The 17725-nt window shown below is 72.6% G+C and carries 17 protein-coding genes; 7 read left to right on the top strand and 10 right to left on the bottom strand.

Annotated features, from left to right (window positions below; all coding sequences use genetic code 11):
* Positions 1-31: 31 nt before the first annotated feature.
* A complete protein-coding gene (locus BKH20_RS00065) occupies positions 32-1366 on the bottom strand; it encodes a molybdopterin molybdotransferase MoeA (RefSeq protein WP_081381536.1) in 1335 nt (444 codons plus the stop codon).
* A 178-nt stretch (positions 1367-1544) separates the two neighbouring features.
* Between BKH20_RS00065 and BKH20_RS00070 the strand changes: the two genes are divergently transcribed.
* On the top strand, positions 1545-2012 hold the full coding sequence (locus BKH20_RS00070; protein ID WP_248406438.1) for a molybdenum cofactor biosynthesis protein MoaE: 468 nt from the start codon (positions 1545-1547) through the stop codon (positions 2010-2012).
* An 87-nt stretch (positions 2013-2099) separates the two neighbouring features.
* Here the strand turns inward: BKH20_RS00070 and BKH20_RS00075 are convergent, their stop codons facing one another.
* The 3 genes from BKH20_RS00075 to BKH20_RS00085 all read right to left on the bottom strand — a co-directional run bounded on the left by BKH20_RS00075 (position 2100) and on the right by BKH20_RS00085 (position 4047).
* Entirely contained in the window at positions 2100-2411 is a 312-nt protein-coding gene (locus BKH20_RS00075) for a MoaD/ThiS family protein (RefSeq protein WP_065363080.1), read from the bottom strand.
* Between the two features lie 21 nt (positions 2412-2432).
* Positions 2433-3623, bottom strand: coding sequence for a GTP 3',8-cyclase MoaA (moaA, locus tag BKH20_RS00080; protein WP_075389424.1), 1191 nt, complete (start codon positions 3621-3623; stop codon positions 2433-2435).
* Between the two features lie 127 nt (positions 3624-3750).
* Positions 3751-4047 carry a DUF2249 domain-containing protein gene (locus BKH20_RS00085; protein ID WP_003785642.1) on the bottom strand — a complete coding sequence of 99 codons (297 nt, stop codon included), beginning with the start codon at positions 4045-4047 and terminating at the stop codon, positions 3751-3753.
* Between the two features lie 264 nt (positions 4048-4311).
* On the opposite strand from BKH20_RS00085, the gene BKH20_RS00090 reads away from it, so the two are divergent.
* The 3 genes from BKH20_RS00090 to BKH20_RS00100 are packed head-to-tail and all read left to right on the top strand — an operon-like array spanning position 4312 to position 8566.
* A complete protein-coding gene (locus BKH20_RS00090) occupies positions 4312-5487 on the top strand; it encodes a hypothetical protein (RefSeq protein WP_256692947.1) in 1176 nt (391 codons plus the stop codon).
* Positions 5484-6887 (top strand): hypothetical protein, encoded by a 1404-nt coding sequence (locus BKH20_RS00095; RefSeq protein WP_075389426.1) that lies wholly within the window; start codon positions 5484-5486, stop codon positions 6885-6887. Before BKH20_RS00090 ends, BKH20_RS00095 begins: the two co-directional genes overlap by 4 nt.
* On the top strand, positions 6884-8566 hold the full coding sequence (locus BKH20_RS00100; RefSeq protein ID WP_075389427.1) for a multicopper oxidase domain-containing protein: 1683 nt from the start codon (positions 6884-6886) through the stop codon (positions 8564-8566). The genes BKH20_RS00095 and BKH20_RS00100 overlap by 4 nt, the downstream gene beginning before the upstream one ends.
* Before the next feature lie 128 nt (positions 8567-8694).
* Here the strand turns inward: BKH20_RS00100 and BKH20_RS00105 are convergent, their stop codons facing one another.
* The 5 genes from BKH20_RS00105 to BKH20_RS00125 all read right to left on the bottom strand — a co-directional run bounded on the left by BKH20_RS00105 (position 8695) and on the right by BKH20_RS00125 (position 15272).
* Positions 8695-9426, bottom strand: coding sequence for a helix-turn-helix transcriptional regulator (locus tag BKH20_RS00105; RefSeq protein WP_009406985.1), 732 nt, complete (start codon positions 9424-9426; stop codon positions 8695-8697).
* A gap of 261 nt (positions 9427-9687) precedes the next feature.
* Complete coding sequence (gene rsgA, locus BKH20_RS00110) at positions 9688-10806, bottom strand: ribosome small subunit-dependent GTPase A (protein ID WP_075389428.1); 1119 nt, start codon at positions 10804-10806, stop codon at positions 9688-9690.
* A complete protein-coding gene (gene aroA / locus BKH20_RS00115; protein WP_081381537.1) occupies positions 10806-12281 on the bottom strand; it encodes a 3-phosphoshikimate 1-carboxyvinyltransferase in 1476 nt (491 codons plus the stop codon). Before aroA ends, rsgA begins: the two co-directional genes overlap by 1 nt.
* On the bottom strand, positions 12278-14554 hold the full coding sequence (locus BKH20_RS00120) for an NADP-dependent isocitrate dehydrogenase (RefSeq protein WP_075389430.1): 2277 nt from the start codon (positions 14552-14554) through the stop codon (positions 12278-12280). The genes aroA and BKH20_RS00120 overlap by 4 nt, the downstream gene beginning before the upstream one ends.
* Positions 14555-14771: 217 nt before the next feature.
* Positions 14772-15272, bottom strand: coding sequence for a DoxX family membrane protein (locus tag BKH20_RS00125; RefSeq protein WP_075389431.1), 501 nt, complete (start codon positions 15270-15272; stop codon positions 14772-14774).
* Between the two features lie 356 nt (positions 15273-15628).
* Between BKH20_RS00125 and BKH20_RS00130 the strand changes: the two genes are divergently transcribed.
* From BKH20_RS00130 to BKH20_RS14975, 3 genes are all read left to right on the top strand, one after another.
* Positions 15629-16297, top strand: coding sequence for a sigma-70 family RNA polymerase sigma factor (locus BKH20_RS00130; protein WP_075389515.1), 669 nt, complete (start codon positions 15629-15631; stop codon positions 16295-16297).
* Complete coding sequence (gene rsrA / locus BKH20_RS00135) at positions 16294-16731, top strand: mycothiol system anti-sigma-R factor (protein WP_075389432.1); 438 nt, start codon at positions 16294-16296, stop codon at positions 16729-16731. The genes BKH20_RS00130 and rsrA overlap by 4 nt, the downstream gene beginning before the upstream one ends.
* 160 nt (positions 16732-16891) lie before the next feature.
* Positions 16892-16966, top strand: coding sequence for a 50S ribosomal protein bL37 (locus BKH20_RS14975; protein WP_370538935.1), 75 nt, complete (start codon positions 16892-16894; stop codon positions 16964-16966).
* A gap of 102 nt (positions 16967-17068) precedes the next feature.
* Here BKH20_RS14975 and BKH20_RS00140 read toward each other — a convergent pair whose 3' ends face one another.
* Positions 17069-17662: a GDSL-type esterase/lipase family protein gene (locus tag BKH20_RS00140; RefSeq protein WP_003785741.1), complete on the bottom strand. Its 594-nt coding sequence runs from the start codon at positions 17660-17662 to the stop codon at positions 17069-17071.
* Positions 17663-17725: the final 63 nt, after the last annotated feature.

Raw genomic sequence — 17725 nt, forward strand, 5'->3', positions numbered from 1 at the left:
ACTGGCGGCCTTCAGGGGCGGCCGGCGGGCGCTACAAGGCGGACAGCGGGATGAGGGGCAGCTCGTCGCCGACCTCGACCGCCTCGACCTCGGCGGCCACCACCGCCAGTGCCTGCGCGGCGGGCAGCGAGGCCACCAGGTGCGAGCCGGAGCCCAGCCGGTGGGTGGGCGTCACCCAGGGGAGGCCCGCACCGTTACCGAGGTCGGAACGGACGCCGGAGCCGGTGGGGGCCTCGGTGAAGCGCACCGGAACGTGCTGGCGCCGCCCCGGCGGGGTTCGCCAACCCACCGCCGCGCGCGCCGTCAGCGCAGGCCGGCCTGGAAGCGGCTCTGCGCCGCCTGCCGCATCCTGCCCGGCCAGACGGGCCAGCGCCGGCGCCACGATCGTGGTGAAGGAGACCAGGACACTCACCGGATTGCCCGGCAGACAGATGATCGGCACCCGCCGGCCGTCGTCGGCGAGCACCCAGCCGTGCCCCTGGGGCTTGCCCGGCTGCATGGCCACCTTGACGAAGTCCAGGTGCACTGGGGCCTCCTCGCCCCCCCCCCTCTGAGCCAGCATCGTTAGAGGATCGAAGGCTCCCGCGGACACGCCCCCGGAGGTGACGATGAGGTCGGCGCCGGCCGCGGCCTGCTGTAGGACCTCAGCCAGGGCCTCGGCCGTGTCGCCGCTGCGGGCCACGCTCGTGCACACGGCCCCGTGCTCGGTGACCAGCCCGGCGAGCAGCAGGGAGTTGGAGTCGGGAATCGTCCCGGGCTCCAGCGCCTGGCCGGCGTCACGCAGCTCGGCCCCGGTGGACACCACCGCCACGCGCACCTGCGGCCGCACCAGCACCGAGCCGAGCCCCACGGAGGCCAGGGCGGAGATGGCCGCCGCCGACAGCCTCGTCCCCGCCGCCATGACCGGATCACCCGCGGCCACGTCCTCCCCGGCGCGGCGCACGCTGAGGCCCGGGGTCGCTGCCGCGCGGATCTCGACGTGCTCGGGAATCGGGTGCGGGCCGGGAGCCTGGTCGGTGTCTTCCACCTTGACCACGGCGTCCGCGCCCTCAGGCAGCATCGCCCCAGTCATGATCCGCTGGGCGGTTCCCTCCGCGAGGGGCCGCGGTGCGGCGCCGGCCGGAACGTCCCCGCTCACCGGCAGAACCACGGGCGTGAGCGGGCAGGCGCCGGTCGTGTCCTTCGCGCGCACCGCGTAGCCGTCCATCGCCGAGTTCGTCCACGGCGGCACCGGGACGGCGGCGGTCACGTCCTTGGCCAGCACCCGGCCGTGCGTCCGCCCCAGCTCCAGGCGACCGTCCTCCAGGGGTGAGAGGGTCTCCAGCACCTGGGAGACGTAGTCCTCCAGCGGAATCATCTGCGCCATAGCGGTCCTTCCTTCGGCGGGTACCCTGCGGGCTGCGACCTCAGGGCGGGCGGTCGTGGGGCCGGTGCCCGAACGTCCGGGGCCTATCATGCCCGTTCAGCCGGTGAAGCCCACATGGGTATGCTCGCGGCCGACCATCCGATCACGCCCAGCCCGCCGCCCCGATCGAGGAGACCCCGTGACGCCCAGCCCCGACCAGCCCAGCCGGCCGCTCCCGGCTCCCACGGCCCGCGTGGTCCGTGCCGAGGTCACCGAGTCACCCATCAGCGTCACCGAACTCGCCGACGCCGTCCAGGACGCCGCCGCCGGCGCCGTCGTCACCTTCGAGGGCGTGGTCCGCAACCACGACGCCGAGCGCGCCGTCACCGGCATCGGCTACTCCTGCCACCCCACGGCCGGCCAGGTCGTCGAGCAGATCGCCCAGGACGTGGCTCAGCAGGGGCGGGTGCGGGCCCTGGGCGTCGTCCACCGCGTCGGCGACCTGAGCGTCGGGGAGGCAGCGCTCGCGGTCGCCGTCAGCTCCGACCACCGCGCCGAGGCCTTCGCCGTGTGCAGCCAGATCGTCGAGGAGGTCAAGGAGCGCCTGCCCGTGTGGAAGCGCCAGACCTTCACCGACGGCTCGAGCCAGTGGAGCAACATCGCCTGACGTCTTATCGCCGAGCCTGGAACGTCCCGGGCAGCCTGGTGGAAGAACGGTCGGGTTACGCGACAACCGTCCGGCTCGATGCGGTGGTCACCCGCCAGCGAAGGGCGGGAGCACGTCGACGGCGTCGCCGTCGGCCAGGGGCGTGAGCGAGTCCGCCGGGGTGGAGACCGAGTTGACGAGGAAGCTGCAGATCGGGATGACCCGCGCCATCTCCAGGCCTCGACCGGAGAGCTGCTCGCGCAGAGCCGCCAGTGTCGTGCCGGCGGGCAGGTCCAGGCGCTCCTCGGGGCGCCCGGCGGCCTCAGTGGCCGCGGCGAAGTAGCGCAGGGTCACAGAGATCTGCGCCTGACCGGCGTGCGCGTCCGCCTGGGGCGACAGCTCGGGGGAGGGGTTCGTCATGGGGGCTCCTGAGGAATCGGGTCAGCCACCGATGGCCGACATGGTGCGCTGCGGGCGAGCGAAGCCGTCGCTCTCGGTGTGGGGACTGTCCGAGCCGTGCGCGCGGGGCTTGCCCCAGGTTGCGCCGGCCCAGATGCGGATGAGCTCGTCGTCGTCGGCACCGGCGCGCATGGGGCCGCGCAGGTCGGTCTCGGTGCTGGAGAACAGGCAGGTCATGAGGCGCCCGTCGGCCGTGATCCGGGTGCGGTCGCAGTCCGAGCAGAAGGGGGCGGTGACCGAGGCGATGACGCCCACCGTCCCGGCCGGATGCTCCTGGCCCAACGCGCTTCCGGCGGCGACGCGCCACAGCGCCGCCGGACGACGGTCCGGGCGGCCCACCTCGGTGAGGGTGAATCCGGCCTCCCGCAGCACCCCCAGGATCTGATCGACGCCGACGACGTCCTGGCTGCTCCAGGTCTCGCGCGGTCCCAGCGGCATGTGCTCGATGAACCGCAGCTGCCAGCCACGGCGCAGGCACTCGGTTAGGAGACGTGGCGCGCGTTCCTCCACGGTGGCGGGCACGGCCACGGCATTGACCTTGATGGGGGCCAGGCCGGCCTCCTGGGCGCCGGCGATCCCGGTCAGGACATCGGCGAGCCGGTCGCGGCGAGTGATGGCGGCGTAGTCCTGCGGGTCCAGGGAGTCGATGGAGATGTTGACGCGGTCCAGGCCCGCCGCCCGCAGCCCGGCGGCCCGCTTCTCCAGGCCCAGGCCGTTGGTAGTCAGGGCGATGTCCGGTTTGGCCCCGGCCGAGGTCCGCAACGCGGACAGTGCTTCGACGATCTCCTCCAGGTCGCGCCGCATGAGCGGCTCGCCACCGGTCAGGCGGATGCGCTCAACTCCCAGGCGCTCGACGGCGATGCGCCCCAGGCGGGTGAGCTCGGCGGTGGTCAGCAGATCCGGGGTGGGCAACCACTGGAGACCCTGCGCGGGCATGCAGTAGGTGCAACGCAGGTTGCAGCGGTCCGTGATGGACAGGCGCAGGTCGCGCACGGTGCGCCCGTAGCGGTCGACCAGCTGCTGGGGGACGCCGTCGGCAGTCGGGGCCGACAGGCCGGGACGTTCGGGCAGCTCGGGTAGCACCGGCCGGGTCGTCGGCATGGGCAGGTCCGCGGAGGCTCCACGGCTCTTGCTCGGGCCGACGACCGCGGCATCGAGTGGTGCTGGCGTCATGCGTTGAGCATATCGGGAGCGCGCCGACGGTATGGAGCCAGGCCCGTTGAGGCCCCGAGCCCGTGGCCGAAGCCGAGTGCTAGGGACCGCGGGTGCCTTCCGCCGGCCGGTCGCGCTCAGGCGCGGATCAGGCGGTGCGCAGGATCTCGACGCGCGCGAAGCCCTCGGACTGCTCCAGCAGCGTGTGCTGGAAGGTGAAGGGCAGCTGGTCGATCTGGGCCAGCAGAGGGGTGGGCACGTGCGGGGCCACCAGGTCGAAGCCCTCACCGGGGTTGAGGGAGGAGGCGGCGCCAATGACCGCGGCGTGGCGCAGACGGTGCGGGATGGCGCGCGCGTCCAGGGTGAGGCGCTCGTCGCTGTGCTCGTGGCAGCCGCAGCTGGACTTCTTCTCAGTGACGGGCAGCAGCTCGGGGCTCTCGCTCATAGGGTTCTCCTTCGGAGTGTTTCGTACTGGTGTGCGCGACCTTACTACCACCGCAGGGCCGGCTGGAACGACTGTCCACCGCCAGTGGAACGGCTGTCCACTTCTGCTGGCGCGACTGGCCACCTCCGCTGGCGCTGCCAGCCCCATACAAACCTACCGAAACTTCATAAGTGACGCGGAGCCGTGTCGTCTATGAAGTTTTTGTCGATGTGAGTGCGTGGTGCGTGGGTTTGCGGCGCCGTTGGATACGGTTGGGCCGTGGAGATGGACCGACTCAGCCGGGCGCTGACCAGCCGCGTGGCGCCGCGCCTGGTGGCCCTGGCCCTGGGGGCCGCCTGCATCCTCATGGGACTCAACGCCGCCCTCCTGCGCCTCAGCCTGCCGGCCCTCGTCAACGGGGCCGAGCTGGCGGCGCTCCACGGCCCCCTCATGCTCGTCGGCTTCCTGGGGACCGTCATCGCCCTGGAACGGGCGGTCGCCGCCCGCACCCCCTGGGCCTTCCTCGCCCCCCTGGGAAGTGCCGCGGGCTGCCTGGCCCTCCTGGCCGGTGCCCCCGACGTTGTCGGCCGGGGACTCATGACCGGTGCCGCCGGCGTCCTGTGCGCCATCTACCTGCGGGTTCACCGCCGCGCCCCCAGCGCCGCCGTCGACGTCGAGGCCATGGGCGGGGCCGCCCTCCTGCTGGGGGACGTCCTGTGGCTGGGTGGGCGCGGCATGGAGGATGTCGTCCCGCTGTGGCTGCTCTTCCCCACGCTCACCATCATCGGCGAGCGCCTGGAGCTGGCCCGCATCGCCTTCCTCGACGAGATGGTGGAGACCGTCGTCGAGGCGCTCTCCGGCGCGGCGGTCCTGGGTGCCTGCCTGTTGCTCATCGCACCGGGCTTACACCTCGTGGTTGGCCCGGCCCTGCTGGGACTGGCCGTCGTCATGGCCTACTACGACGTCGCCCGACGCACGGTCCGTCTGCGCGGCGGGGTGCGCTTCATGGCGGCCTCCATGCTCGCCGGCTATGTGTGGCTCGCCGTCGCCGGGGCGGTCTGGTCGCTGTGGGGCCTGCAGGGCCTGAACGGGGCCGCCTACGAGATCGTCATCCACTGCATCACGGTGGGCTTCGCCTTCTCCATGATCCTGGCCCACGCCCCGGTCATCATCCCCGCGATCGTCCACCGGGCCCTGCCCTACCACCGACTCATGTGGCTGCCCTACGTTCTGCTGCACGCTGGCCTGGTGGTGCGCGTCGTCGGCCTGCTGGCGGAGGCCTCCGCGGTCTGGAAGGTCGGCGGTGCCGTGGGAGTGGCGGCGATCCTCGTCTTCATGGTCCTCACCTTGGGGCGCGTCCTGACCTCTGGCAGCATCCGCAAGTCGGTGAGGGCAGGACAGCCGGCTGCGGCCGCGGCATCCGGATCGACGACGTCGCAGGCGACAGGGGGCCGCGCATGAGCCTGTCCATCGGTTCTCCCGGTACCGGGTCCGCCCCCCGGCCCGGCTCGCTTCCCAGCCCCGGACGAGCAAGCGGCCCGGGCCGCCCCGCCAAGAAGCCCTCCCGGCGCACCACCCAGGTGCGTCGCAACGCCCTGGTCATGGCCTGGCTGCTCATTGCCGCGGTCCTGGCGGCCCTGACCATCGTGGGCCCGCTGGTCTCCTGGGGAACCTGGCTGCCCCTGCATGCCCTGCTCCTGGGTGGGATCGGCAGCGCCATCACCATCTGGTCCGCCCACTTCGCCGACACCCTCCTGCACCGCCCGGCCCTGGGCGGCGCCGCCCTCCTGGACGCGCGCCTCTACGCCCACAGCCTCGGCACCGCCGTCGTGCTCACCGGCATCACCATGGGCCAGCAGGCGGTGGCGCTCATCGGGGCGGGTATCGTCATGGCCCAGGCCATTGCGGGCGTCGTGGCCATCACCGTGCAGTACCGCAGGGCCATCGCCCCGCGCCTGGCCTCCCTGGCCCTCCACTACGCCGTCGCCCTGGTCCTGCTGGCCACCGGTGCGCTCCTGGGCTTCCTCATCGCCTGGTCCAACGCCCACGGGCGCTCCGCCCTGGCCGACGGCTTCTACCTGGCCCACACGACCACCATGCTGCTGGGCTTCGTGGGCACCACGGTCCTGGGCACGCTCACGGTCCTGTGGCCCACGATGCTGCGCACCCCCATGGAGCCGGTCGCGCCGCGCTGGACCACTCGCGGCCTGCCCTACCTCGTGGGCGGCACCGCGCTGGTGGCCGCCTGCGGGCTGTGGCCGCCCCTGGCGGGTCTGGGCACCCTGGTCTACCTCGGCGGCGCCTGCGCAGTCCTCGTGCCCGCCTACCGCACCGCCCGCCGGGTCCCGCCAACCTCCTTCGCCACGGCCTCCGCCACGGCCTCGGTGGCCTGGTTCGTCGGCTGCGTCGCCGTCCTGGGGGCCCGCATGTCGCTGGCCGACGACGCCGCCGCTGCCCGTGAGGTCATCCACTCCCTGCGCCTGCCCCTGGCGGCGGGTTTCGCTCTGCAGATCCTCGTGGCGGCTCTGAGCTACCTCACCCCGGTGATGCTCGGAGGCGGCCCCGCGGCCACCCGGGCCACCAACGCGATCATGGACCGCTTCGCCGCCTACCGGGTCACCGCCGCCAACGCCTGCCTCCTGCTGGCGCTCTACCCGGGGGCGCCCTGGCAGGTGCGCGTCGTTGCCGGCGCCCTGGCCGCGCTGGTGACCTCCTACCTGCTGGCGGGCATGATGCTCAGCCTGCGCGAGGTCTCCCAGCGCAAGCGCCCGCCGCGTACCCGACGCACCCCGGCCGACGCCGACCCCACCTCCGACCCCGCGGGCCACCGGTCCGCCCAGCCCCGAAGGGGAACCCGATGACGAAGACGCCCGACGCACAGGCACCATCCCCTGATGAGGCCGCCGCTCCTGAGACTGCTGGCTCCGAGAACGCCCCTTCTCAGGACGCTGCCTCCCAGGAGACCGAGCGCAGCGGCGCCGACAGTGCGGCTCAGGCCCCCGGCGACACTGCTGGGCGCGCGGCGACGGGCGCCGGTAAGCCCGAGGGCGCCCACCGCCGAGCGGTGACGGCCGGTACCGCCCCCGCCATCGACCGCAACCGCCGCCCCCTGACCGGCGGGGCCGGCCCGACGGCGGGAGACGGGACCGCCGCCTCGTCCTCGGGCGGCCTGCTCCAGTCCGCCGACCGCCGCGGTGTCCTCATGGGGCTGCTCACCGCCGGAGCGGCCGTCGTCGTCGGCAGCGTCATCGGCAACCGGGGTCAGGGCGGAACCACCCAGGACGTCACGCCCACCGGCAACACCGTCAACGCCACCATCACGGTGGAGGGCCTGCGGTTCGTACCGGACACGGTCGATGTCACCCCCGGCGACCGGCTCGTCATCACCCTGGACAACACCGCCGACCAGGTCCACGACCTCGTCCTGGCCACCGGCCAGACCACCGGGCGCATCGCCGCCAGAGCCAAGGGCACCCTCGACGCCGGCATCGTCGCGGGTCCGATCGAGGGCTGGTGCTCCATCGCCGGCCACCGCGCCCAGGGCATGGTCTTTCACGTCACCGCGGGCGGGGCGGCCGCCGGCGCCCACCAGCATGGCGGTGGCCAGAGCAAGCCGGCCGGCTCCGGCAAGGACGCGGTTCCCGACTACTCGGCCCAGCTGCCCGCAGGCTTCAAGGCCTTCGACGCCGCCCTGCCGCCGGCCCCCACCAGTCCCGACGGCGGCCCCATGACCCACCGGCACACCTTCACCGTCAAGGAGCAGGTCATGCCGGTCGGCGCCGGCGTCACCCAGCGGCGCCTGACCTTCAACGGGCAGGTCCCCGGCCCCGTCCTACGCGGCAAGGTGGGGGACACCTTCGAGATCACCCTGGTCAACGACGGCACGATGAGCCACTCCCTGGACTTCCACGCGGGGATCACCCCGCCCGATCAGGCGATGCGCTCGATCAACCCTGGGGAGTCCCTCGTCTACACCTTCAAGGCCCAGCACTCGGGGATCTGGCTCTACCACTGCTCCACCTCGCCGATGAGCCTGCACCTGGCCGCCGGCATGCACGGGGCCGTCATCATCGACCCACCGGGGCTGACGGCCGTGGACCGCGAGTATGTCATCGTCGCCTCCGAGGTCTACCTCGGCCCCGAGGGCGGCGAGCCCAACACGGAGAAGATCGCCGCCAAGACCCCCGACCTCATGACCTTCAACGGGGTGGCCTTCCAGTACCACCAGCAGCCGCTTAAGGCCAAGGTCGGGGAGCGCGTGCGCTTCTGGGTCATGGCCGCCGGCCCCTCTCTTCCGACGTCGTTCCACGCCGTCGGCCTGCAGTTCGATCAGGTCTTCTTCGAGGGGGCCTGGACCCTGGGCGGCCCGAACCGGATCGGGGCCGCCTGGTCCGGCGGCTCCCAGGCCCTCGGTCTGCAGCCGGCCCAGGGCGGATTCGTCGAGTGCGTCGCCTCCGAGCCGGGACACTACGTGTTCGTGACGCACTCCTTCGCCGACATGGAGAAGGGCGCTCACGGCGTCCTGGAGGTCACGGCCTGAACCGCGGGCACCTCAGACCAGGGCTCGTAGCACCACCGAATGCCGCTTCGGCCCCGGGCGACTGTGCCCGGGGCCGAAGCCTTGCGATCTAGAAGTGGTGGACGTGTGATGCTGTTGGAGCCGCGTGCTCAGGCGACGTCGGCGTGGACGATCTTGAGATCCGGCTCCGTGTCGACGGGCTGAGCCGAGCTGATCTGGCAGCCGTCAGGACCGTTGGGCAGGAACTTGAGACGCTCGTAGGCGGCCGGGTCGGGGCCGACGACGGCCCGGAGGAAACCCTCGTGCATGGTGCACACCAGGTCGCGCGGCTGGTGATTGCGGGTGATGAGCGGGCAGGAGCGCAGGACGACGCTGTCTCCGGAAACCTCCGGGGCGAAGCCCATGACCGCCAGGTAGGGGATGAGGGCGGTAACCCGGTCCACCTGCTCGCCGTCGACCGTGGGCTCAGCAATGGTGCCGGGGGTCAGCTCGGCCCAGCGGCGACCGATCTCCAGGGCCGTGGCGCGGGCGTCCTCGCCCTCGCCCAGGGTGTCGGCGATCGCGTCGAGCAGCAGCAGGTAGGCGTCGACCATCTGCTGAGGGTCGGGGGCCGTTGAGGCGTAGCGCAGGGCCGGGCGGCCCCGCTTGCCCGTCGGCTTGGTGGACACCGTGACGAACCCGGCGTCAACCAGGGCGTCGAGGTGCTCACGGACGGTGTTGTGGTGCAGGTTGAGTGCGCTGGCGACCTGAACGGCCGTCATCGCGTCGTTAGAAGCCTCCACGACCTCCAGGACGCGCCGGCGCGCCGCAGAGAGGTTGGCGCGTGCGGACAGGTCGCCCAGGGCGGGACGTGGGAGCGAAGGGGTCGGACGGTTGTGCATGTCCTGAGACTAACGCGCTTTCGCTTGTGGGAACCGTCAAAATCGGTGTGTAGTTGAATCCTGCAACGGCTGTGTGATGTGAGTTCTAGCACATGACGTCCAATAGGGGCTCTGACGAAACGTGAAAAAACTCAGTATTGACGCCGTTTCTAGCGGGTCGACGCCCTGTACCAGGGCAAACGGCCCTCGAGGTTGAGGATCGCGCTGTCAACGAAACTGTGACGTGCCCTGAGGGGCTCGCGCGGCGCCGCCGGGAGCGTTTCAGGGCCGGGTGGGGTCCTCGGCCTCCAGTGAGGGGGCCAGCAGCCGGCGGAAGGACTCCACCCTCGCGCGCCGCTCCTCGCGGGCAGCCGAGGCTCCCGAGGCGTCCGGCCCGTCCGCCGTGCTCGCCCACTCATCCAGGGCGCAGTCGACGACGCCCTCCTCATGGGTGCAGCCCCGCGGACAGTCCTCGGCCACGCGGGCCAGGTCCGGGAAGCCCCGCAGGATGTCGGCGCTGCCGACGTGGGAAACCCCGAAAGAACGCACGCCGGGGGTGTCGATGACCCAGCCGCCCCCGGGCAGCTCGAGGGCCTGAAGACTGGTGGAGGTGTGGCGGCCCCGGCCGGTGACCTCGTTGACGTGCCCGGTGGCGCGGTCGGCCCCGGGCACGAGCGCGTTGATGAGCGTGGACTTGCCGACCCCGGAGTGGCCCACGAGGACCGAGACGGCACCGTCAAGCGCTTGGCGGACCGCTTCGACACCGTCGTCGGGCCGCTCGCCGCAGGCCTGGGAGGGGCCGGTCTCGGGGGCTTGGGGGTGCAGCTGCGTAGCCAGACAGCGCACGCCCAGGGGGCTGTAGAGGTCCGTCAGCGGAGCGGCGTCGGCCAGGTCGGTCTTGGTGAGCACGATGAGCGGCTCCATGCCGGCGTCGTAGGCGGCCACGAGGTATCGGTCGATCATGCGTGGGCGCGGCTCGGGGTCGGCCACGGCGGTGACGATGACGAGCTTGGAGGCGTTGGCGACGATCGCCCTCTCGGTGCCGGCTCCGTCCCCGTCCTCGGCGCTGCGGCGCAGCAGGGTGGTGCGCTCCTCGATGCGGACCATGCGCGCCAGGGTGCCCTTGCGGCCGCTGGTGTCCCCGACGACGGCGACCCGGTCCCCGACGACGACCTTGCCCCGCCCCAGCTCGCGGGCCTTCATGGCGGTGATGTTGCCGCTGGAGTCCTCAGTGAGGCTGGGGTCGTCCAGGCGGATCCGGTAGTGGCCGCGGTCGATGCGGGTGACCATGCCCAGGGCTGCGTCGGCGTGACTGGGGCGCTGCTTGGTGCGCGGGCGCGAGCCCCGGCCGGGGCGGACCCTCACGCGCGGGTCGTCGGTGCCGATGTCGCGGCGGGCCATCAGACACCGTCTCCGGGGGTCTCCGGCTCGCGATGCGAGGCGGTGGCGGGCCCGGTACCGCCCCCACCGGAGGTGGCCAGCATGGCGGCCCACAGGTCCGTGAAGCCGGGCAGCGTCTTGGAGGTGCACTCGACGTCGTCCAGGCTCACCCCCTCCACGCTCAGGCCGATGACGGCGGCGAAGGTCGCCATCCGGTGGTCGGCGTAGGATCGCAGGGCGGCGCCGTGCAGCGGGGCGGGGCGAATGATGAGCCCGTCGTCGCTCTCCTCGGCGTCCCCGCCCAGGAGGCGGATCTGGGTGGCCAGGGCCGCCAGGCGGTCGGTCTCGTGCCCGCGCAGGTGCGCGATGCCGGTGAGGACGCTGGTGTGGCCCTGGGCTCCGGCGAGAGTGGCCAGGGCCGCCACCGTGGGGGCCAGCTCGCCGACGTCGGACAGGTCCGCGTGGATCCCGGTCAGCCTCCCGGAGCCGTGGGCCGTGAGCAGCCCGTCGGTGAGCCTCGCCTCCCCGCCCAGGCGGGGGAGGAGCTCTCGCCAGGCGTCGCCGGCCTGGGTCGTGGCCGCCGGCCAGTGGGGGACACTGACTCGGCCCCCGGCCACGAGGGCGGCCGCCAGGAAGGGGCCGGCGTTGGACAGGTCCGGTTCGATCACGACCTGCCCGCCGCGGGGGCGACCGGGGTGGACCCGCCAGGTGCGCTCGCCGTCACCGGCCCCGGGGGCGGGCTCGTCCACGGCGATGCCCCGCTCGCGCAGCGTCGCCACCGTCATGGCCACATGCGTCAGTGAGGGGACCGGCCCGGTGGGGGTGAGTTCCAGGCCGCCGGGCAGGATGGCGCCCAGGAGCAGGAGGGCGGAGACGAACTGGGAGGAGGCCGAGCCGTCGACCGCCACGCGGGTGCCCTCGGTTCGCAGGAGGGCGCCGTCGCCGGGGCCGACTCGGAAGGGCAGGAAGCCGGGCTCACCGAGGTGGGTGACGTCCGCGCCCAGGGCGGCCAGCGCGTCGAGCAGAGGCGCCATGGGGCGGCGCCGGGCGGCCTCGTCCCCGTCGAAGACGACCGGGGTGTCGGCCAGGGCGGCCAGGGCGGGAACGAAGCGCATGACGGTCCCGGCCAGGCCGACGTCGATGCGTCCGAGACCGTCGGGTCCGGCCTGCACGTGCAGCGGCAGGGGAGCCGGCGTGACGCGCAGGTGCTTGCCGGTCTCGTCGAGGTTCTCGAAGCGGGCGCCGAGCACGCTCAGGGCGGCGAGCATGAGCTCGGTGTCGCGCGAGCGCAGGAGCCCGGTGAGTGTCGTCGGCGCGTCGGCGAGCGCGGCCAGCAGCAGGGCCCGCGCGCTCAGCGACTTCGACCCCGGTAGCTCCACGACGGTCTCGAGCGCCCCCGCCGCCACCGGCGCCCGCCACGGCTCGGCCGATCCTGCCGAGGCAGCCGAAAGGGCCGCAGGGACGCCAGGGCCGGCGGCGCCGGGGGCGTTGGTCATGCCAGGGCCTCGATGACCGCGTTGAGGGTGGTCGAGGGTCGCATGGCGGCGTCGGTCAGGGCCGCATCGGGGCGGTAGTAGCCGCCGATGTCCACCGGGGAGCCCTGGACGGCCAAGAGCTCGGCCTGGATCGTGTCATTGAAGGCCTCGAGCTGCTGGGCGATTGGGGAGAAGACGGCGGCGAGCTCGGGGCTGGTCTCCTGCGCGGCCAGCTCGCGGGCCCAGTACAGGGCCAGCCAGGCGTGCGAGCCGCGGTTGTCGATCTGCCCCAGGCGGCGTGCCGGGGAGCGGTTCTCCTCCAGCAGCCGGGCCGTGGCGGCCTCCAGGGCGTCGGCCAGGATCTCGGCGCGCTCGTTGCCGCTGACCTGGGCCATGTGGTGGAAGGCCTCCGCCAGGGCCAGGAACTCACCCAGGGAGTCCCAGCGAAGGTAGTCCTCCTCAAGCAGCTGGCGCACGTGCTTGGGGGCCGAGCCCCCGGCGCCGGTCTCATAGAGGCCGCCGCCATTCATCAGCGGCACCACCGAGAGCATCTTGGCGCTCGTGCCCAGCTCGAGGATGGGGAAGAGGTCCGTGTTGTAGTCGCGCAGCACGTTGCCGGTCACCGAGATCGTGTCCTCGCCGCGGCGGGCGCGCTCCAGGGACAGGCGCGTGGCCGCCACCGGGTCCAGGACGCGGATGTCCAGGCCCTCGGTGTCCTCATCGGCCAGGTAACGGTTCACCAGGTCGATGAGGACGGCGTCGTGCCCGCGCTCGGGGTCCAGCCAGAAGACGGCCGGGGCGCCGGTGGCTCGGGCCCGCGTGACCGCCAGGTGCACCCAGTCGCGGATGGGGGCGTCCTGGGTGGTGCAGGCCCGCCAGATGTCGCCGGCGGCCACCTCGTGGGCCAGCAGCACCGCACCGGGCTCGGCGCCCGCGCCCTCGACCACGACGACCTCCACGGTGCCGTCGGCCGGGATGAGGAAGGTCTTGTCATGGCTGCCGTACTCCTCGGCCTTGCGGGCCATGAGGCCCACATTGGGCACCGAGCCCATGGTGGCCGGGTCCAGGGCGCCGTGGGTGCGGCAGTCATCGATGACGGCCTGGTAGACGCCGGCGTAGGAGGAGTCCGGGATGACGGCGAGGGTGTCCGCGGTCTGGCCGTCCGGCCCCCACAGGTGCCCGCCGGCCCGGATCATGGCGGGCATGGAGGCGTCGATGATGACGTCACTGGGCACGTGCAGGTTCGTGACGCCGCGCTCGGAGTCCACCATGGACAGGCGCGGCCCGGCGGCCAGCTCGGCCTCGATGGCGGCGCGGATCTCCTCGCCCTGGGGCAGCGAGTCCAGGCCCGCCAGGATCGAGGCCAGCCCGTCCTCGGCGCGCAGGCCCGCCTCGGCCAGGACCCGCCCATAGGTGGAGAAGACGCCCGGCAGGGCGGCGCGCACCGCGTGACCGAAGATGATCGGGTCGGAGACCTTCATCATCGTGGCCTTCAGGTGCACCGACAGCAGCAGGTCCTCATCCTTGGCGGCGGCCACCTGCCCGGCGAGGAACTCATCCAGGGCGGCGGCGCTCATGAAGGTGGCGTCCACGACCTCCCCGGCGCTCACCGGCAGCGACTCCCGCAGGACGATCGGCTCGCCGCCGTCGGCCGGGCGCAACTGGATCTGCAGGGTGCCGGCCTCGGGCACGACGACGCTGCGCTCATTGCGCCGGAAGTCGCCCGATCCCATCGTGGCCACGCGGGTGCGCGACTGGGGCGACCAGGCCCCCATCGAGTGCGGGTGGGAGCGGGCGTAGGCCTTGACGGCCGTCGGGGCGCGCCGGTCCGAGTTGCCCTCACGCAGGACGGGGTTGACGGCGCTGCCCTTGACGGCGTCGTAGGCGGCGCGCGCCTCGTGTTCGGCGGGCGTGGCGGGGGAGTCGGGGTAGTCGGGGATCTCGTGGCCCAGGGCCTGGAGCTCGGCGATGGCGGCCTTGAGCTGGGGCAGGGAGGCCGAGATGTTGGGCAGCTTGATGATCGTGGCCGCCGGGGACTGGGTGAGCTCACCCAGGCGGGCCAGGTCGTCGTCGGCCAGGGAGAAGGCCGCCAGGACGCGTCCCGCCAACGAGATGTCCGCCGTGCCCACGCTCACGCCCGCCCGCTGGGCGAAGCCGCGCACGATCGGCAGGAAGGAGTGGGTCGCCAGCATCGGGGCCTCATCGGTCCAGGTGTAGACGATGTCGGGCTGTGCAGCCTGCTCCGACTGGGGCGACTGGCTTGCCTGAGCCGGCTGGGCGGACTGGACGGTCATGAGTGCTCCCTAGCGTGTCGATGACGTGTCTGCGCGTGGTGGTCGGTGGTGCGGGCGCCTCAGGGCGCCGCGACCGGTCGGCAGTGGACGGGGCGAGAGTAGCCGCCGCCTGTGTCGCCCAGGTGACAGGTGCCGGGGCGCTCCGGGAGGTGACGGCGATGGGCCGACGTCGGATCCGGGCCTGGAACCAACGGGGTCCGGGGCCGGCGAGGGTGACTCAGGCGGTCACGTAGCGCCGCTGGGCGGCCTGCTGGGCGGCCTGCATCGCCTCGCGCTGCTGGCGGGCGTTGCGCACCTGCCAGGCCAGGGACGGCCTGCCCTGACGGTCGACGGCGGCCAGCGCGAGCCCTGCCCCCAGAGCGGCCCCGCGCAGCAGCCCGGAGAGGGCCTCCTTGCGGGCCTGCGTCCCCTTGACCGCCCAGACGGGGTTGTTGACCACGGTGAGAGGCACGTTGAGGGCAGCCAGGATGGTGGCGTTCGTGCGGGGCGCCCGGCCGGCGGCCAGCCCCAGCCCGGCCACGAGGTTCACGGCGCCCGAGGCACGGGTGAGCAGCCGGGCGTCGGAGGTCAGCACCGGCGGCAGGCCGGCCCGCTCCAGCGTGGGGGCGACCTTCTCGAACTTCTCCACGTGGCGCGACGGGCGCACCATGGCGTCGAGTCCATCGACGATGAAGGGCGCAGCGAGCATGGGGCGGACGAAGGAGCGCAGAATGTTCATGCCCCCATCCTGACTTACACGGGCGGCTCGGGCCAGCGATATCGCCGCTCGAACGTGGCGCGTGCCTCGCTGGGCGCGGACGGGGAATGAATCCTGGCCGCTATCGCGTTGGTCAGGACATGAGTACTCAGCAGCCGACCGCGCCGCCATCGAGACGGACCGCCCGCTGGCGGGGCGCACCACCGAGCGGGCCACGAGGCCGCCGTGAGCGGACCGGCCGGCAGGACCGGCGCCGTCGGCACTGTGTCGCGTCGGGACGGCCGGCCAGGATGACCGAGATGATGACCGAGACAATGGCCGAGGCTCGTGGCGTCGGTGAGACCGAAGACTCCCGGAGCACGTTAGGCTCGTGGCTGATGACGGACATCGACGACCACACAGATGAGCTCGCCCTGGATGAGGCGATCGATCCGGGCGATGACGTACGCGATCTGGACCGGGCGCCGGCTGGTGAGGACGAGGCCGCCCGGGCCGCCCGCTTCGAGGCAGAGGCCCTGCCCTACCTGGACCAGCTCTACGGCGCCGCCCTGCGCATGACCCGTAACCGGGCTGACGCCGAGGACCTCGTGCAGGACGCATACGCCAAGGCCTTCGGCTCCTTCCACCAGTACCGGCCCGGCACCAACCTCAAGGCCTGGCTCTACCGGATCCTGACCAACACCTTCATCAACTCCTACCGCAAGAAGCAGCGCGAGCCGCTCCAGTCCGACGCGGAGGCGGTCGAGGACTGGCAGCTGCACCGGGCCGCCTCCCACGACTCGGTGGGGCTGCCCAGCGCGGAGAACCTCGCCCTGGACGCCCTGCCGGACTCCGACATCAAGGACGCCCTGGGACAGCTCACCGAGGACCGGCGCCTGGCCGTCTACCTGGCGGACGTGGAGGGCTTCTCCTACAAGGAGATCGCCGAGATCATGGACACGCCCATCGGGACCGTCATGTCCCGGCTGCACCGAGGGCGCCGCCAGCTGCGCGAGCTGCTGGCCGACTACGCCCGAGAGTACGGATACGGGGAGGAGGAGAAATGACAGACCGCATGGAACCGGGAACCCCCGGCGACAACAGCGCCGAGCCCACCAAGGACCCCAAGAGCGCGGACGGCTCCCAGGACTGCTCCTGTGCCGAGGCCCGCGCCCACCTGGAGGCCTTCCTCGATCGCGAGTGCACCGCCGACCTGGCCGAGCGCCTCGCCCAGCACGTGGCCACCTGCTCGCACTGCTCCCGCCTCGCCGACGCCGAGACCCACCTGCGGGAGATCCTGCGCTCGCGGTGCGCCGAGCAGGCCCCTGCCGAGCTGCGCGCCCGCGTCCTGGGGCGCCTGTCGGCCCTGCGCGCCACCGCGGTGAGCGTGACGACGACGTCGACCACGACCCGGACCCAGTCCTCCGCCTCCGGGCGGGTCGTGCGCGTCGTGGAGTCCCGGGTCGAGTCCTCCCGGACCGTCCGCTTCGAACGCGACTGAGGACGCGGCCGGGTCCCGCCGGCAGTGACGTGCGCTGACGTGTGGTCGCCTTCACCGGCTGGTCGGCGCTGCGAGACTGGCCCAGGCGCGCCGCCTTGTGCGAGAATCAGCGGCGTTCCGTGCCCCCTCGTGGGGCGAGTCAAGACACGAGGAGGCAGTGATGAGCAAGCGCGGTCGTAAGCGTCGTGCACGCGCCAAGTCCAGCGCCAACCACGGCAAGCGTCCCAACGCCTGAGCCGGGTGGCGCGCTGAGCGCAACGCCCTGAGACATAGCAGACGTCGGCCGGTCACCACTCGCGGTGACCGGCCGACGTGACGTTGTCGGGGCGCTCGGGCCTCAGGACTCGGGGCGCTCGACGCCGAGCCACTCGTACCAGCCGCGGTGCAGCACCAGCCAGGCCAACAGACCGTATCCGGCCTGGCCCGGGTGCGTGCCGCCGGCGGCGGCGACGTCGGCCGTCCACTGCTCGTGGTTGCGCAGCGGCTCGAAGGCGTCCACGTAGGGCACGTTGCGCCTCAGGCACACCTCCTCGGCGGCCTGGGACAGCTGGGCGGTGGCATCGGGGTCGGCCTCGGGCAGGGGAGGGGGACCGACCACGAAGCACTCGCGGTGGTCGGAGGCGGCCGTGTCGAGGATGTTGGCCAGGGCCAGGCGTGAGCGGGCGTAGGAGATGCCGGCGAGCACGTCGGCCACGCCCAGCCCCACGACGAGCCGGTTGATGCCGGTGTGCGTGGAACGCCGGGCCACCTCGGGGCCCCAGCGGTCGGACATCTGCGCCGTCGTCTCACCGGGAACCGCCAGCGAGGTCCACAGGATGTCGGCGTCCCGGGGCGTGCGGGCCATGACCCGGCCCGTCCATCCCAAGGCGCGTCCGTCACCATGACCGGCCACCAGCTCGTCGCCAATGAAGCTCAGCCTCGTCTCACGCATGGCAGCGCCTCCTCATGCCTCATGATCCCTCATGCTGTCTTGACATTATCGTGACCTTGGGTT

The sequence above is a fragment of the Actinomyces oris genome (genome assembly GCF_001937445.1).
Classification (GTDB): domain Bacteria; phylum Actinomycetota; class Actinomycetes; order Actinomycetales; family Actinomycetaceae; genus Actinomyces; species Actinomyces acetigenes.

Bases quoted from the DNA above. Each gene is read 5' to 3' on its own strand.
- BKH20_RS00065 (WP_081381536.1), bottom strand. From the start codon at position 1,366: ATGGCGCAGATGATTCCGCTGGAGGACTACGTCTCCCAGGTGCTGGAG.
- BKH20_RS00075 (WP_065363080.1), bottom strand. From the start codon at position 2,411: ATGACGAACCCCTCCCCCGAGCTGTCGCCCCAGGCGGACGCGCACGCC.
- moaA (WP_075389424.1), bottom strand. From the start codon at position 3,623: ATGACGCCAGCACCACTCGATGCCGCGGTCGTCGGCCCGAGCAAGAGC.
- BKH20_RS00085 (WP_003785642.1), bottom strand. From the start codon at position 4,047: ATGAGCGAGAGCCCCGAGCTGCTGCCCGTCACTGAGAAGAAGTCCAGC.
- BKH20_RS00090 (WP_256692947.1), top strand. From the start codon at position 4,312: ATGGACCGACTCAGCCGGGCGCTGACCAGCCGCGTGGCGCCGCGCCTG.
- BKH20_RS00095 (WP_075389426.1), top strand. From the start codon at position 5,484: ATGAGCCTGTCCATCGGTTCTCCCGGTACCGGGTCCGCCCCCCGGCCC.
- BKH20_RS00100 (WP_075389427.1), top strand. From the start codon at position 6,884: ATGACGAAGACGCCCGACGCACAGGCACCATCCCCTGATGAGGCCGCC.
- BKH20_RS00105 (WP_009406985.1), bottom strand. From the start codon at position 9,426: ATGCACAACCGTCCGACCCCTTCGCTCCCACGTCCCGCCCTGGGCGAC.
- rsgA (WP_075389428.1), bottom strand. From the start codon at position 10,806: ATGGCCCGCCGCGACATCGGCACCGACGACCCGCGCGTGAGGGTCCGC.
- aroA (WP_081381537.1), bottom strand. From the start codon at position 12,281: ATGACCAACGCCCCCGGCGCCGCCGGCCCTGGCGTCCCTGCGGCCCTT.
- BKH20_RS00120 (WP_075389430.1), bottom strand. From the start codon at position 14,554: ATGACCGTCCAGTCCGCCCAGCCGGCTCAGGCAAGCCAGTCGCCCCAG.
- BKH20_RS00125 (WP_075389431.1), bottom strand. From the start codon at position 15,272: ATGAACATTCTGCGCTCCTTCGTCCGCCCCATGCTCGCTGCGCCCTTC.
- BKH20_RS00130 (WP_075389515.1), top strand. From the start codon at position 15,629: ATGACGGACATCGACGACCACACAGATGAGCTCGCCCTGGATGAGGCG.
- rsrA (WP_075389432.1), top strand. From the start codon at position 16,294: ATGACAGACCGCATGGAACCGGGAACCCCCGGCGACAACAGCGCCGAG.
- BKH20_RS00140 (WP_003785741.1), bottom strand. From the start codon at position 17,662: ATGCGTGAGACGAGGCTGAGCTTCATTGGCGACGAGCTGGTGGCCGGT.